Here is a 14,227-nt window from a genome sequence, read left to right as displayed (position 1 = left end):
GTTTTAAGGGTTAATAATTAATTTTTAGGGATTTTCTAACGTTAGATTCGGCGACAATATAAAAAAACATTTAAAAAAATATGACAAAAATCATATTTAATCGATAAAGTGCAACTTTAACATATTTATTTTTATAAATTATAATGTGTACTTTTCACAATAGAATTTTACCTGAAAATGAAACACTATTGGGCATATCTAACACTGTTATTACTGGCAACTTCTTGCCAGTTTTTTGAGACCGAAAAAGTGTCTTCAGATATACTATACAAAGAAGAAGTAGAAGCTATAGATTGGACAGAAGTGGATCGCTATCCTTCCTTTTCCAATTGTGAAAATGCTTTGGAAAAGCCGGAACAGAAAGACTGTTTTATCAATACAATTAGCTCGCATCTTTATAAATCTATCAATCACGAAGAAATTGTAGCCGTACGTGAAGTTTACGATACTGTAAAAGTAAATTTTGAAGTAAGTAGTAGTGGACAGCTTCAAATTCTCGAAGTAAAAATGGACACGCTTTTGAAGAAAGAATTTCCAGGTTTAGCAGATTGGATTATACAAAGCATCGATTCGCTTCAACCTGTTGCCCCTGCCTACAAACGCGGCATTCCCGTGAAAACGCGCTTTACACTACCCGTTGTTATCAAAACAAATTAGTTATAAGTTAAACTTATATCCAAGTGTAAAATCTAAGGGAAACTCATCATTATTTTCAACATTCAATCCTACAATATCGTCGTAATTAAAAGTGATGTAGCCATTGCCAATTTTATAATCGGCACCAATACCAAACGTAAAAGGAGAATTAAAATCGGAACCCGAAACAGGTTCAAATATGGGAGCGTTACCAGATTCGCTGGGTATTTCAATTTCACTACTTGAGTGCGTAAATGCGGCAAATTTGCAATTCAAAAAAGCATCAAATTTTGAAGTTTTTACAAATTTAAAACGATAATTAAGCGATAATTGCGAAGCAGAATATTTATAGTCGCTGCTCTCAAAAGTTTGTTTAAAGCGCATTGCCATTGAGTGTCTTTTCAATTTCACAGCATCAACCACTTCAAACTCTAATCCTGCAATGGGTTGCAGCGCATTGGTTGGATTTTTCGTGTAACCGCTATTACTTATACCCGCAAAACCCCCGAGCCGAAATTGCAGATCTATAGATTGTTTTGCGTCATTATAATTGGGATCTTTCTTGCTATTGTATTCAACAAAAAAGGCGTGCAAACTCGGCAATGTCAAATTTACTTTGTCGGTTATAACCGCTGCATCGCTGGTCTGTTGTTTCAGCGTTTCTTTATATTCTTCGTTGTATTTGCCGTTTTTCTTTGTGTTTTTTAACTCTTGAATGTCTTCACCTTTTTTTGAAAAATAGCGGTATTCGTTATCAATAGTATTCCAAAGCAGGGTTAAAGGGCCTTCAACTTCGGTATTCAACATATAGATTTGGCCGTCAACCGTGTATTGCTGCTGGGCTTGCAGTGTTCCTGCGAAAAGGAAAAGAAACATTAAAATTAAAGGGAGAAGCGATTTCATGCGTTCTTGATTTTAAGTATGGCTAAGGTAAAAAATTTAATTAGTTTGTTCGGCTTTTTTGAAGATTCGCCCTTTCCAAGAATACTCTCCGCTAAAACTTCCAAAAACAACTGCTACAACTACAGCAGCGTACACAAAGGGTTGTAATAGAAATTTCAAAAACAGAATGTTTTCATTAAAAAACATTGCTACTTGCCGCACGATAATATAATCTGTAATTATTTTGAAGCAAAGCAAAGCAGCGTAAACCATTAAATTTTCAGGTTTTAAAACCATAAATAGTGGAAGTATTAAAACAGAAATATTTACCAAAAAAACTAGTATTCCTAAAAAAATGGAAGCCGTGCTTTTCTGTTTAGAAGTCTTGGAAGCCCAACGAATTCGCTGATTAATTACATCTTTCCACGATTTTTGCGGTTTTGTTGAAACAATAACTGCTTTCGATTTTAAAAACTGGACTTGCTTTGGAAACGCTATTTTCATCTTTTCCAACAGAAAAATATCGTCGCCACTAGCAATATGGTCGTTGCCAGAAAAACCATTCACTTTTAAAAATGCTTCTTTTTTATAGGCGAAGTTGGCGCCGTTGCTGAGTAAAGGATTGCCAAACCCAAAACTTCCAACGGTTACAGCTAGCAAACTCATGCCGTCCAATTGTTGAAAATTTTCAATAAAACTTCCGTTAGATTTATAAATTATCGGACCGCAAATCATCACTGGATTATAAATTTGAATAAAAGCATCCAATGTTTTTAGCCAATTTATTGGAAGCTCACAATCTGCGTCTGTGGTTACAATCCATTCAAAACTTGCGTTTTTTATTGCTTCGGAAATGGCGTCTTTTTTAGGTGAATTCGAAACACGCTTGTTTTGAATTAGTTTAATGGAAAAATCGCTTCTTTGGATGGCTTCAAAAATGATGGTTTCGGAAGAATCTTCGGAAGCATCGTTCACAAAAATGATCTCAAATAATTCTGATGGAAAGTCCAACCTTTTTATTGTTTTCAATAAATTCGGAAGGTTTTCCGCTTCATTTCTAAAAGGAATTATAACACTAAAACGTGTTACTGAATTTATTTCTTCTGTGGAAAATAATACCACTTTTTTAAATCCGAATACTAACGCCATCATACAAATAAAGTATGCGGCAAAAAGTATTAAAAATATCGAAATCATCGGGTTGTAGGTTGATAGGTGAGCACAAAAAAGCTCCCTAAAAGTGAAGGCAGCACAAAATTGTAAAGCCACATTGCGAGAACGGTTGATAAAATAATTAGCTCTGGAATTTCCACAAATGAAAACAACCAAACTGCAACGCCCCCGCGAATTACAACGTCAAATATAAAAATTGTGGGCAGTATTGAAACCAAAAAGTACATTGCAAAAATCAATGGCATGGCTTCTGAAAAGCCGATGTTTCCGCCAAAAAACAGCAGAAGCCCGTAAAACATTCCGCTGAAAATTATATATCGAAATACCGAAAACACAACTGTTCTAAATTTAACTTGAAACGGAATACTTCTAAAATAACGAAAGGTTTTCGCAATTGAAAAACCTTTTAATAGTAGCTCCTTTTCCTTAAAATAATAACCAATCGCGAAAAGTAAAACAGCTCCTATTCCGAAGTAAACTACAGTTGAAATAGAATAATTTATATTGAAATTTCGCAGTAAATAAAACACTCCGAAAAGCCCAAAGACTGTTGTAACAAGCATTTGTGCGGCGCCCGAAAAGAAATTCAACAACAGTATTTTTTTTCGCATTCTATTTTCAAAAAAAAGTGCTTTTGCGCCGTATTCGCCAATGCGGTTGGGCGTTGCTAAAGAAACTGTAAGCGATGCCAAACTTTGTTTTAGCGCAGTTTTAAAATCTATTTTTTCCAAAGTAGAAACCAAGGTTTGCCATTTTAAAATTTCGAAAAACCAATTGGCAGTTGCTAAAAGCAGAAACAGTAGTAATGCAAAAATTGAAATAATCCCTTTGGAGGAAATTGCTGTTATAAGCTCACTAAAATCTAACGATTGATTGTTTTTCAGCTTATAAAAAATATACCCAAAAGTTACAGCAAGCACCAAAACTTTGGCGGCAGCAAGCAGATATTGTTTAGTTTTGCGGGGTACGGCAATCATAGTGCTAAAATACTAATTCCTGCGAAAGCAGGAGTCTCATGGGTATGAAAGACAAAACTGAAAAAATTATATTAGGAATTGATCCCGGAACCACAATTATGGGTTTTGGACTTATAAAAGTGGTGGGCAAACAGATGCAATTTCTGCAACTAAACGAGCTTCAGCTTAAAAAATACGACGACCATTATCTAAAATTGAAACTCATTTTCGAACGCACCATCGAACTTATAGACACTCACAATCCAGACGAAATTGCTATTGAAGCACCTTTCTTCGGGAAGAATGTTCAGTCTATGTTAAAGCTTGGAAGAGCACAGGGAGTAGCAATGGCGGCGGGACTTTCGCGAGAAATTCCTATTACCGAATATTCTCCCAAAAAGATAAAAATGGCGATTACCGGCAACGGAAACGCGAGCAAAGAACAAGTGGCAAAAATGCTTCAAAGTCTTTTAGGTTTGAAAGAATTACCCAAAAACTTAGACAGCACCGATGGTTTGGCAGCAGCCGTTTGCCATTTCTACAATATGGGGAAAGTTGAGGTTGGCAAAAACTACACCGGATGGGCAGCTTTTGTGAAGCAGAATGAAGGTCGAATTAAGTGAAAAAAGTAGCAGTATTCAGTTGTAGTTGGCAGCGCCTCCGCTCCGCACGCAGCGACTCTGCGGTTCAACCTAATTTCTAGAAATCCAATCATCCACGATATGCGAAATTTCTTTGTTCTCCTGTAAATGGATTATTTCTAAATCTATATTTCGTTTCAAATTGCTTCCTATCGGGAAAACAAACCCATAATACTGTGGTTCAATTTTTTTCTTACTTAGAATGTATTTGTCCTTTTCTTTTGCAGCAAAAATATATTCCAACGGAATTTCATCATAAATCAATGCGTCTACTTTTTTATTTAAAAGCATTTCGTATCCTTCCGAAACGGTTTTTACAGCTACTGGCTGGCCATCGACGTTGCGAACCCGTTCCATAATTTTATTATAATCGGGAACGGCAACTTTTTTGCCATCCAACTGTTGAATGCTTGTAATAGTTTTATCTTCTCGAACGGTCAACGAAAGCGTCGTGGCAATTCCGGCGACAAACGTAGTAGCCAGAATTAATGAGATTATCATCCAAGAACCCATCACTACTCTACCCGCAGGCGTCCGTGGCGCATAATCGCCGTAACCAACGGTGGTCATCGTTACAATTGCCAGCCAAATGCCAGAACCAATGCCTTGGTGCATACGCGCTCCGTAATCCTCTTTGTATTTCCGACCTTCCACCAGCCAAAATAAAAAGCCAACAATGGTGAGTATCAACAATAGTCCAAGAACTGCAAAGAGAAATGTTTTTGAAAAAAGCGGACTTACTTTATCCCAAACGGAGAGTTCCTGTACGGGTGCTAAAATGGCCATCTCGGTATTATAATAGGGCTGTGAAAACGAAATTTCTTCAGCGCGTTCTTCATTTATAGTTGTTGGCCCCAGTAAAATATCTATTTCGTCATTTTTGGCTGCTTCAATGCCCGCTTCCACTGAGGGGAATTCGTGTAAAGTATATTTTAAGTTGAGTTTAAAAGCAATTTCTTCCCAGATATCGAATACAATTCCCTCTTCCTTTTCGTCGTGCATTACAAAAGGCGCCGAACCCGCATAACCCACGCGAATTTTTTCATCTTTAGTTTGTCCAACCGAAAGCATGGAAAAAAATAGAAAGAGTAAAGTTAAATAACGAAGCATGTTTTGATGATTTTTCAATGATTTGAAATTCAATTTTTAAAATGAAGAAGCCCAATTTCGGTAAAAATAATAACTAATTTTGAGGGATTGGAACCTTTTAAAATTTTAAAAATCAAATGTTCCAAACTAACGAAAGGATTTGGAAGAAAACAAGTATCAAAATATAGAAGTTAATAGTTCCCCCTTGGGGGGCGGAGGGGGCTTATACATTCACATCCCGTTCTGCAAACAGGCTTGCCATTACTGCGATTTCCACTTTTCAACTTCTTTAAAGAAGAAAGGTGAATTGGTGAATGCCCTTTGCAAAGAATTGGTGCTGCGGAAAGATGAATTAAAAGGCGAAGTGGAAACCATTTATTTCGGCGGCGGCACACCCAGTTTACTTTCTTCGGAAGAATTGCAACATATTTTTCAAGTAATTTATGAAAATTATCAAGTTTCTAAAACCCCCGAAATAACGCTCGAAGCCAATCCAGATGATTTAACTCAAACCAAAATTGACGATTTATCAAATTCAGTAATTAACAGATTGAGCATCGGAGTTCAGTCTTTTTTTGAAGAAGATCTAAAAATGATGAACCGCGCTCACAATGCCACTGAAGCGTTGGAATGTATAAAACTGGCAAAGAAAAAGTTCGAGAATTTTAGCATCGATTTAATTTACGGAATCCCCGGAATGACAAACGAGCGCTGGAAAAAGAATCTTGAAATTGCCTTAAATCTCGACGTGCCTCATCTTTCGTGTTATGCCCTAACTGTCGAGCCGAAAACTGCTTTAAAAAAATTCATCGATAAAGGCATTGTGCCGCCCGTAGATGATGAGGTGGCAAAGCAACATTATGAAATATTGCTGCGCGAAACTGAAAAAGCAGGTTTAGATAATTATGAATTTTCTAATTTCGGATTACCGGGTTTTCATTCCCGAAATAATACAGCCTATTGGGAAGGAAAATCGTATTTGGGAATAGGTCCGTCGGCACACGGTTACGACGGAAAATCGCGAAGCTGGAACGTATCTAACAATACAAAATATATAAAATCTATTGAAGCTGGCGTACTTCCTTTGGAAACTGAAATACTTTCTAAAGAAGACAAATACAACGAATATATAATGACTGGCTTGCGCACCAAAAAGGGTGTTTCTCTCGAAAAGATTGAAAGTGAATTCGGAAAAAATTATTCGGAATACCTTTTGAAACAAGCTGAATTTCATTTGAAAAACGAGCTTTTAATCCGCGAGAATCAAACTTTAAAGATAGCGCCAAAAGGAAAATTTTTGAGTGATGGCATTGCGAGCGATTTGTTCAAGATTTAACGTAATTTAGACCTGTCAGGTTTTAAAAATCTGACAGATTTTAAAACTGTACTTCCAAGAAACTCAATTTCTAAAAAATGAAAACTACTGTTGAAATAAATAATAAAACTATCGTGGTTGATCTTTCCAAACCTTTGGATATTTCAATTCCATTGCAAGCTTCAGCAAATAATCCGCTGGCGTGGTATCAAACCAAACCGACAATTGAACCAGTAAAAATGGGGGATTGGACGGGAAAAGTTACAGAAGGTGGATCGGTAAATTTCAATAATGTGTTTTTTAATCCGCACGCCCACGGCACACATACTGAATGTTTCGGGCATATTTCAGAAGAATTTCATTCGGTAAATGAAGCATTGAAAACCTTCTTTTTTTTAACTGAAGTGATTTCAGTAAAACCCGAAAAAGTAGGTGAGGACAAAATCATTTCCGAAGAAAGCATTGCGAAAGCATTAAATGGAAAAACGCCCGAAGCCGTTGTAATCAGAACCCTTCCGAATAAATTAGATAAAAAATCGAAACATTGGTCGGATACCAATTGGCCATTTCTTCACGAAAAAGCTGCTTTGTTTTTACGCGAAATTGGCGTGAAACACCTTTTAATTGACCTTCCTTCCGTCGACAAAGAAAGAGACGAAGGCAAGCTTTTAGCTCACAAAGCATTTTGGAATTACCCAGAAAACCCTCGAGAAGACTGTACGATTACTGAATTAATCTATGTTCGAGATTCCGTTAAAGATGGAAGTTACTTGCTGAATCTTCAAATGGCTTCTTTCCATAATGATGCTTCGCCCAGCAAACCCGTACTTTATAAAATCCTTTAAAATGGAAACAACTTTAAAAATTGAAGAATTGGCGCAATTTGTTTTAGGAATTTTCTTTTTTTCACAGTTAGATTATGCGTGGTGGTGGTTTCCCGCCTTGTTGCTTACCCCAGATTTTGGTATGATTGGGTATTTAATTAATGCTAAAATTGGCGCTTTTACTTACAATCTATTTCACCACAAAGCAATTGCGATTGCCATTGGGTTGACAGGATTTTATTTGAACAATTCATTCTTAATATTAATAGGTGTAATTTTGTTCTCACATGCTTCCTTCGACAGAATTTTTGGCTACGGATTAAAATATTCAGACAGCTTTAAAAACACGCATTTGGGAAGCATAGGAAAATAATATCATGGAATATCTCTTCATAGGATTAGCGGTTGGTGCCGTGTTGGCTTACTTTATTTTCGCGCGTTTTGGCGGCGGAAGAAAAGAAAAAGTAAATACTCAGTCTGTTATTTTGATGGAGAAAATACGCAGTGTTTGTAAATTCATTACGGTGGAAGGCGATTTTTCTGAAATCTTCTATTATGAAAATGTAAAGGATAAATGGCTTAACTTGCTATTGGGAAAAAAGAAAGCCTTAGTTTTAATTGAAGCAAAGGCGCATATTGGTTTCGACCTTACAAAAGTTAAGATGCATGCTGATACCAAAAACCGAACGATTGTTTTAACAAACTTTCCGCAGCCCGAATTGCTAACCATTGAAACCGATTTTAAATATTACGATAAAAAGGAAGGGTGGGCCAACCCCTTTACGGCAAGCGATTTGACCGATATAAACCAAGAAGCCAAAAAACATATTGTAGATAAAATTCCAGAAAGTGGTCTTTTAAATGAAGCTTCAAAACAGGCTTTGGAGACCATTCAACTTATGGAAAAATTAGTGGAAACCATTAATTGGAAACTCGATTATACTGCCTTGGAAGTCCAAGAAACCCCCAAACTTATTGCCCCAAAAAAATGAAACTATTACTACTTTTTTTTACGTTCCTACACGTAACAGCTATTGCCCAGGATTACGAACGCGTGGATGCCATCCTTACAATGTATCCATCCACTTTTGAAAATCCGGAGAAACTTGCCAGATTCATAACCCGCGATTTTGTAACTGATGAAGATAAGGTCAGGGCTATCTATACTTGGATTATACAGAATGTTGCCTACGATCCTAACCAGTATAAACAGTTTGATTACAAGTTTTCAAATTACCGGGAACGGAACGAAAAAGACGAAAAACTTCGGGTCAAAATCATTCAACGAACCCTCCAAACAGGCCTTGCCGTTTGTGAAGGATATGCTATGGTATTTGAAAAGCTGTGCGAGTTGCAGGGCATAAAAAACTATTTGGTACGTGGCGATATAAAATCCAATTTTGCAGATATTGGACGACCCTTTAAGCGCGTTCATATGTGGAATGTAGCTACTATTGATGGCAAGCCCTATCTATTCGATGCTACCTGGGGGGCTGGAAAATACAACGGCAAGTTTATTAAGGAACCAACCTATTTTTATTACAAAACGCCACCAGAATTATTTATAAAAACGCATTATCCTGATATGTCCGAAGATAATTTTTTGGAAGAAATATTAAGTAAAAAGCAATTTTCTGAGCGGCCATTGGTAATTGAAAAAAATCTGTTTTCAAAAGATATTGAATACCCCGCAGATGGCTTGCTTGTTGAAGATGAATATTTCGACGAAATTTTGTTCTCTATCAAAAACATAAACCCAGGAAAAATTTCATATTCTTATGGGCTTGAAATATTTTCCATTGAAGAAATTGAGAGGGAAGCAGACCGAATAAAGTTTAATGTGCCTTTGACGATTGGGGCCAAAAATTTATTAGTCTATTTTGACGGAAAGCCTGCTTTGGGTTATAAAATAAATTAAAGTTTCCTTCAAGAAAACAGATTTCTTGTAGGTCTTTATTAAAAGAAATATGAATATAGAAGAATTCAGAGAATATTGCATTTTAAAAAAAGGGGTGACAGAGTCTTTTCCTTTTGATGAAAGTACGTTAGTTTTTAAGGTGATGGGCAAAATGTTTGCGCTTGCTGGATTAGAAAAACATCCTGCATCTGCCAATTTAAAGTGTGACCCCGACAGGGCGATTGAACTTCGCGAAGAGTACGATGGGTTAATAATTCCGGGCTATCATATGAGTAAAACTCATTGGAATACTGTTGAAATTGAAAATAATTTACCCCACAATTTAGTTACTGAGTTAATAGACCATTCCTATGATTTAGTTGTAAAAAGCCTTACCAAAAAATTGCAAGCAGAACTAAATATGCTATAACTGAGAAGTTATCTCGCAAGGTCTAAAAAACAACTTGTAGCTATAAAGAATAACCTATGAACAAACCATTCGATTTTTATAAACTTCAGATTGAAACCCATACCGAAGCCTTACAAAAACTAAAGCGTAAACTCGCCTTGTCCAGCACTATTCGGCTTGTTATATTTTTGCTTGCTTGTTTGGGCGTGTACTTTTTCTTCGGAAATGCGAAAATTGTAATTGCAATTATAGTTGTATTTATTGCGGCCTTTATTTACTTGGTTTCAAAACACAGTGGTTTGCAATACGAACGCGATCTTAAAAAAGCATTGATTGCTCAAAATGAAACCGAACTCGATGTTTTAAACCGTGCTTTCCATCAATTACCTACTGGCGAAAAATATAAGGATCCGCTTCACTTTTACAGTCAGGATATAGATCTTTTTGGGCGTGGTTCAATTTTTCAATATTTGAATAGAACTGCTCTGGAAAGTGGCTCCGATTTTTTGGCGAAACTTTTCACCCAAAACGAAATTGATGGCATTCCAAAAAAGCAACAAGCAATAAATGAATTAGCAGAAAAAGCCAAGTGGCGCCAGCATTTTTCGGGCATTGCTTCGTTGGTAAAAACAGAAGTTTCCGCAGTTGAAGTTTCCGATTGGCTGAAAAATTATAAAACCTTTGTTCCTTCGTGGATCAAGCCAGTTTCATTGGTATTTTCTGTCATTTCGCTAGCATTGATTGTATTAAATTACCTCGATTTGGTTTCGGGTTATGCGATTGCTGGTTGGTTCTTTTTAGGCATTGCAATTTCTGGGCGTTATTTGAAAAAAGTAAACGATTTATCATCCCACACTGCAAAAATACAAAGCACTTTTGAGCAATTTCACAAGCTTATTTTGGAGATTGAAAACCAAGATTTTACTTCAGAATTACTTTCTGAGAAAAGAAACTTAATTATTAATTCTTCCACAAAAGCATCAACAGTTTTAAAGAAATTTGCCAAGCATTTAGACGCTTTAGATCAACGCAGCAATATGCTTATTGGTGTAATTGCGAACGGTTTTATGCTCCGCGATCTTCGACAGTGTTATAATATTGAAAAATGGATTGAATCGCATAAAGAAAGCGTTCCCGTTTGGTTTGATGCTATTACGTTTTTTGATGCTTATAACAGTTTGGGGAACTTCGGTTTTAATCACCCCAATTATGTTTTTCCGAATATTAATGATGAAGTTCCAGTGTTAAAAGTGAAAGGCGCCGGGCATCCATTATTGAAAGAAGCAACCATGATTCGCAACGATTTTCAGATTAATTCGGAGGAATTTTTCATCGTAACTGGAGCGAATATGGCAGGTAAAAGTACATTCTTGAGAACTGTTTCGCTACAAATTGTAATGGGGAATGTTGGCCTGCCTGTTTGTGCAGAAAAAGCGGACTATAACCCAATCAAGCTTATTACCAGTATGCGAACCACCGATAGTTTAACGGACGATGAGTCGTATTTTTTCAGTGAATTAAAACGTTTGAAATTCATTGTTGACGAAATTAAAACCGATCGTTATTTCATCATTCTCGACGAAATTTTGAAGGGAACAAACAGCACAGACAAGGCCATTGGCTCCCGCAAATTTGTAGAAAAACTCGTTGCCAGCAATTCCACGGGAATTATCGCTACGCACGATTTAAGTCTTTGTGTGGCTGCTGAAGAATTGCCCGAAGTAAAGAACTATTTCTTCGATGCTCGAATTGAAAACGACGAACTCTTTTTCGACTATACTTTTAAAACCGGAATTTGCCAAAATATGAATGCTTCTTTTCTTCTTAAAAAGATGCAGATTGTAGATTAAAACATATATAAGTGTCACAATAACAGTTATGTAAAGTAATTTTAATTATATTTAGGTTCTGATTCCTAAACACTCTTTCCCATATTTTCATCCTCTTTTAGTTTGCCCCAACTATTAAATAGTAATCAAATTTAATATTTATACTAATTTAATTTTATGGGATTATGAAAACAACTACCAACCTTAAGTTTATCGCAATTGCATCTATTATGTTGCTTTTGAATTTTAGTGTATTTGCGCAAGATGCCGCGAACAGGCCACAATATCTTTCAGTAACAACTAACCATTGGAATATGGATAAGGAAGATTTCAGCATGGACGAATGGAAAGCCTTGGAAAAGGAATATTTGCAAAAAGTTGTAAGCAAAAATGAACATATTTTTTCGGCATCGTATTACACGCATTTATTCTCGCCAGATAATTCTGAAGTGCTTTATGTGCAAACCTACGCTTCTTGGGAAGCAATGGACAAGGCGACCAAAAGGACCGATGAGCTTGTAAAACAAGCGTGGCCGGATGAGAAAGCTAGGGGCGATTTTTTTAAAAAACTGGGCGACTACTTTGCAGTAAACCATTCCGATGAAATATATGCTCCAATTGATGGTGCCAAATACATACCACAGGACAATACAAAAGATTTAGTGCTTTATGTTCGAAAAACTTATTTCACTTTTCCAGAAGATGGTTCACAAAAGGAATTTGATGAATTACGAGCTGAAAATTTCGCAAAAGTCATTTCAAAGAATGATTACATTAAAGGATATTATCCAAATGTTCACGCTTGGGGAAGCGATAAAACCGAATTTGTAGAAGCATTTTTTGTAGATTCTATGTGCGACATGGAAAAAATGTTTGACAGAAGCGGCGAATTATTTAATCAAAATTGGACTGGAGATGTTGCAAAACAACGTGGCAAAAAATGGGGCAAATATTTTACAGGAATTCACGGTGATGCCGCCTATACTTTAGTTGCCGAGCTATCAAAATAATCATTAAAAATAATATTGAATTGAAAAGGATGCTTTAAAAAAGCATCCTTTTTTTATACTGGGGAAGTGTGTATTTTCACCGCTTCGTAAAAAGAAATAATGTTTTCCGAATGGATTCAGTAACACAGATAGTATTAGGCGCCGCAGTTGGTGAAGCGGTTTTAGGAAAAAAGATTGGCAACAAAGCGATACTTTTAGGCGCAATTGCAGGTACTATTCCAGATTTGGATATAATTGCAAACTATTTAACCGACACCGTTACGGCTTTAGAAATTCATCGTGGTTTTACTCATTCTATAGTTTTTGCCATTACATTCGGGTTACTTTTTGGGTGGCTACTTTCACTCTGGGACAAGCGCGCAACATTAAAACAATGGTCTTGGTTTTGGTTTTTGTGTTTCGTAACCCATCCGTTGCTGGATGCGCATACCACTTGGGGAACACAGCTTTTTTGGCCACTAGATCTTCGTTTGGCATACAAAAATATATTTGTAATCGATCCGCTTTATACCCTGCCATTTTTAGTGTTTCTGATTCTTGCGATGCTTCAAAAAAGAGGAAGTATTAAAAGACGAAGATTCAACAATCTTGGTTTGATTGTAAGCAGTTCCTATATGTTGCTCACCTTAATTCTAAAGGGAATTAGCTATACTAAATTTGAAGCTGCACTCAAGGATCAAAACATTGCATACTCGGCAATAGAGACGAAACCGAGTCCGCTAAATACAATTATGTGGACCGCAAATGTGGAAACTGAAGATGCATTTTTAATAGGCGATTACTCTTTTTTTGACACCAAACCCATTCAGTTTTTTTCGCACCAAAAAAATCACGAAGCGCTCGGAGATTTAAAGGAATACGACAAAGTACAACGGCTAATAAAAATTACCCAAGGTTGGTACACTATTTCCGAAAAGGAAAATGGTATTTATTTAAACGATCTTCGTTTCGGATTGATCAGCCTTGATCCTACTGCCGATAAATATGCCTTTAGTTTTCTTATAGAAAAGGAAGGAGATGATGTAAATATCAGCGAAGAGCCGAAGGACACTAGCGATGCCAAAAATCTTTTACCAGCCCTTTGGGAACGGGTAAAGGGAAATTAGCAGCTTAAATCTGCAATAATCTTCCATTCTCCCTCAATCTTTCGGAAAATAATTAAGAAGACTCCATTGGCATTTCCAGCATCCCGCACCAAATGGAATTGGCCCATTATGTAATATGAATTAACTTCAATTTTGGTAATGGCATCAATTGTAAATGATAGATTTCCAGTATATTCTTTGGTAGGATATCCTTTTTTGTAGTTATCCAGCGTTTTTTGCCAACCGTTGGTAACACCTTTACTTCCGTAAAACTTCAAGGAGTCGCTTTTCCAATAACCCTGCATAAAACCCTCAAGATCGTTTTGGTTCCAAGCGTTTTCCTGTGTTTTTAAAACTGAAAGGATCGCTTCTTTATCTGCGGCTTCTGTCTGCGAAACAGCATTTAGTGTTGCAAGTATGCAGAAAAGGAAAAGTAATTTTTTCATAAATATATATTTTAAGCTTCGTTTCCTCTGCGCAT

At 36.5% G+C, this 14,227-nt stretch carries 16 protein-coding genes; 11 read left to right on the top strand and 5 right to left on the bottom strand.

The window, feature by feature from the left end:
• Nucleotides 1-177: 177 nt before the first annotated feature.
• A complete protein-coding gene (locus tag AC3RVF_RS11975) occupies nt 178-657 on the top strand; it encodes a hypothetical protein (protein WP_489692232.1) in 480 nt (159 codons plus the stop codon).
• Here AC3RVF_RS11975 and AC3RVF_RS11970 read toward each other — a convergent pair whose 3' ends face one another.
• The 3 genes from AC3RVF_RS11970 to AC3RVF_RS11960 are packed head-to-tail and all read right to left on the bottom strand — an operon-like array spanning nt 658 to nt 3,668.
• Nucleotides 658-1,539 (bottom strand): hypothetical protein, encoded by an 882-nt coding sequence (locus AC3RVF_RS11970; RefSeq protein ID WP_489692231.1) that lies wholly within the window; start codon nt 1,537-1,539, stop codon nt 658-660. It abuts the gene before it with no gap.
• Nucleotides 1,540-1,575: 36 nt separating this feature from the next.
• Nucleotides 1,576-2,715, bottom strand: a complete 1,140-nt coding sequence (locus AC3RVF_RS11965) for a glycosyltransferase family 2 protein (RefSeq protein WP_489693452.1) — start codon at nt 2,713-2,715, stop codon at nt 1,576-1,578.
• Nucleotides 2,712-3,668, bottom strand: coding sequence for a lysylphosphatidylglycerol synthase domain-containing protein (locus tag AC3RVF_RS11960; protein WP_489693451.1), 957 nt, complete (start codon nt 3,666-3,668; stop codon nt 2,712-2,714). The genes AC3RVF_RS11965 and AC3RVF_RS11960 overlap by 4 nt, the downstream gene beginning before the upstream one ends.
• A 44-nt stretch (nt 3,669-3,712) precedes the next feature.
• Here AC3RVF_RS11960 and ruvC point away from each other — a divergent pair, with 44 nt between their 5' ends.
• Nucleotides 3,713-4,270, top strand: a complete 558-nt coding sequence (ruvC, locus tag AC3RVF_RS11955) for a crossover junction endodeoxyribonuclease RuvC (protein WP_489692228.1) — start codon at nt 3,713-3,715, stop codon at nt 4,268-4,270.
• A 69-nt stretch (nt 4,271-4,339) separates the two neighbouring features.
• On the opposite strand, the gene AC3RVF_RS11950 is transcribed toward ruvC, so the two are convergent.
• Nucleotides 4,340-5,416, bottom strand: coding sequence for a transporter substrate-binding domain-containing protein (locus AC3RVF_RS11950; RefSeq protein ID WP_489693450.1), 1,077 nt, complete (start codon nt 5,414-5,416; stop codon nt 4,340-4,342).
• 166 nt (nt 5,417-5,582) lie between these two features.
• Here AC3RVF_RS11950 and hemW point away from each other — a divergent pair, with 166 nt between their 5' ends.
• The 9 genes from hemW (at nt 5,583) to AC3RVF_RS11905 (ending at nt 13,767) form a co-directional block, all read left to right on the top strand.
• Nucleotides 5,583-6,713, top strand: a complete 1,131-nt coding sequence (hemW, locus tag AC3RVF_RS11945; RefSeq protein ID WP_489693507.1) for a radical SAM family heme chaperone HemW — start codon at nt 5,583-5,585, stop codon at nt 6,711-6,713.
• 77 nt (nt 6,714-6,790) lie between these two features.
• Nucleotides 6,791-7,537: a cyclase family protein gene (locus tag AC3RVF_RS11940; protein WP_489692226.1), complete on the top strand. Its 747-nt coding sequence runs from the start codon at nt 6,791-6,793 to the stop codon at nt 7,535-7,537.
• Nucleotide 7,538: 1 nt separating this feature from the next.
• Nucleotides 7,539-7,889 (top strand): DUF4260 domain-containing protein, encoded by a 351-nt coding sequence (locus tag AC3RVF_RS11935; protein WP_489692225.1) that lies wholly within the window; start codon nt 7,539-7,541, stop codon nt 7,887-7,889.
• A gap of 4 nt (nt 7,890-7,893) precedes the next feature.
• Nucleotides 7,894-8,508, top strand: a complete 615-nt coding sequence (locus AC3RVF_RS11930; RefSeq protein WP_489692224.1) for a DUF4230 domain-containing protein — start codon at nt 7,894-7,896, stop codon at nt 8,506-8,508.
• Entirely contained in the window at nt 8,505-9,434 is a 930-nt protein-coding gene (locus tag AC3RVF_RS11925; RefSeq protein WP_489692223.1) for a transglutaminase domain-containing protein, read from the top strand. The genes AC3RVF_RS11930 and AC3RVF_RS11925 overlap by 4 nt, the downstream gene beginning before the upstream one ends.
• A gap of 49 nt (nt 9,435-9,483) precedes the next feature.
• Nucleotides 9,484-9,843, top strand: coding sequence for an MmcQ/YjbR family DNA-binding protein (locus AC3RVF_RS11920; RefSeq protein ID WP_489693449.1), 360 nt, complete (start codon nt 9,484-9,486; stop codon nt 9,841-9,843).
• Nucleotides 9,844-9,899: 56 nt separating this feature from the next.
• Complete coding sequence (locus AC3RVF_RS11915) at nt 9,900-11,672, top strand: MutS-related protein (protein WP_489693448.1); 1,773 nt, start codon at nt 9,900-9,902, stop codon at nt 11,670-11,672.
• A 164-nt stretch (nt 11,673-11,836) separates the two neighbouring features.
• Nucleotides 11,837-12,661, top strand: coding sequence for a hypothetical protein (locus tag AC3RVF_RS11910; RefSeq protein WP_489692220.1), 825 nt, complete (start codon nt 11,837-11,839; stop codon nt 12,659-12,661).
• 110 nt (nt 12,662-12,771) lie between these two features.
• A complete protein-coding gene (locus AC3RVF_RS11905; RefSeq protein ID WP_489692219.1) occupies nt 12,772-13,767 on the top strand; it encodes a metal-dependent hydrolase in 996 nt (331 codons plus the stop codon).
• On the opposite strand, the gene AC3RVF_RS11900 is transcribed toward AC3RVF_RS11905, so the two are convergent.
• Nucleotides 13,764-14,192, bottom strand: a complete 429-nt coding sequence (locus AC3RVF_RS11900; RefSeq protein WP_489692218.1) for a YybH family protein — start codon at nt 14,190-14,192, stop codon at nt 13,764-13,766. The two genes, AC3RVF_RS11905 and AC3RVF_RS11900, sit on opposite strands and share 4 nt — an antisense overlap.
• Nucleotides 14,193-14,227: the final 35 nt, after the last annotated feature.

Source organism: Aequorivita sp. IT1183 (assembly GCF_058068265.1).
This window is presented reverse-complemented; position numbering and strand designations above follow the sequence as displayed.

Excerpts from the sequence above, each read along its gene's own strand:
- AC3RVF_RS11915 (WP_489693448.1), top strand. The coding sequence starts at position 9,900 with ATGAACAAACCATTCGATTTTTATAAACTTCAGATTGAAACCCATACC.
- AC3RVF_RS11975 (WP_489692232.1), top strand. The coding sequence starts at position 178 with ATGAAACACTATTGGGCATATCTAACACTGTTATTACTGGCAACTTCT.
- AC3RVF_RS11970 (WP_489692231.1), bottom strand. The coding sequence starts at position 1,539 with ATGAAATCGCTTCTCCCTTTAATTTTAATGTTTCTTTTCCTTTTCGCA.
- AC3RVF_RS11960 (WP_489693451.1), bottom strand. The coding sequence starts at position 3,668 with ATGATTGCCGTACCCCGCAAAACTAAACAATATCTGCTTGCTGCCGCC.
- AC3RVF_RS11940 (WP_489692226.1), top strand. The coding sequence starts at position 6,791 with ATGAAAACTACTGTTGAAATAAATAATAAAACTATCGTGGTTGATCTT.
- AC3RVF_RS11900 (WP_489692218.1), bottom strand. The coding sequence starts at position 14,192 with ATGAAAAAATTACTTTTCCTTTTCTGCATACTTGCAACACTAAATGCT.
- ruvC (WP_489692228.1), top strand. The coding sequence starts at position 3,713 with ATGAAAGACAAAACTGAAAAAATTATATTAGGAATTGATCCCGGAACC.
- AC3RVF_RS11935 (WP_489692225.1), top strand. The coding sequence starts at position 7,539 with ATGGAAACAACTTTAAAAATTGAAGAATTGGCGCAATTTGTTTTAGGA.
- AC3RVF_RS11920 (WP_489693449.1), top strand. The coding sequence starts at position 9,484 with ATGAATATAGAAGAATTCAGAGAATATTGCATTTTAAAAAAAGGGGTG.
- AC3RVF_RS11965 (WP_489693452.1), bottom strand. The coding sequence starts at position 2,715 with ATGATTTCGATATTTTTAATACTTTTTGCCGCATACTTTATTTGTATG.
- AC3RVF_RS11905 (WP_489692219.1), top strand. The coding sequence starts at position 12,772 with ATGGATTCAGTAACACAGATAGTATTAGGCGCCGCAGTTGGTGAAGCG.
- AC3RVF_RS11910 (WP_489692220.1), top strand. The coding sequence starts at position 11,837 with ATGAAAACAACTACCAACCTTAAGTTTATCGCAATTGCATCTATTATG.
- AC3RVF_RS11925 (WP_489692223.1), top strand. The coding sequence starts at position 8,505 with ATGAAACTATTACTACTTTTTTTTACGTTCCTACACGTAACAGCTATT.
- AC3RVF_RS11930 (WP_489692224.1), top strand. The coding sequence starts at position 7,894 with ATGGAATATCTCTTCATAGGATTAGCGGTTGGTGCCGTGTTGGCTTAC.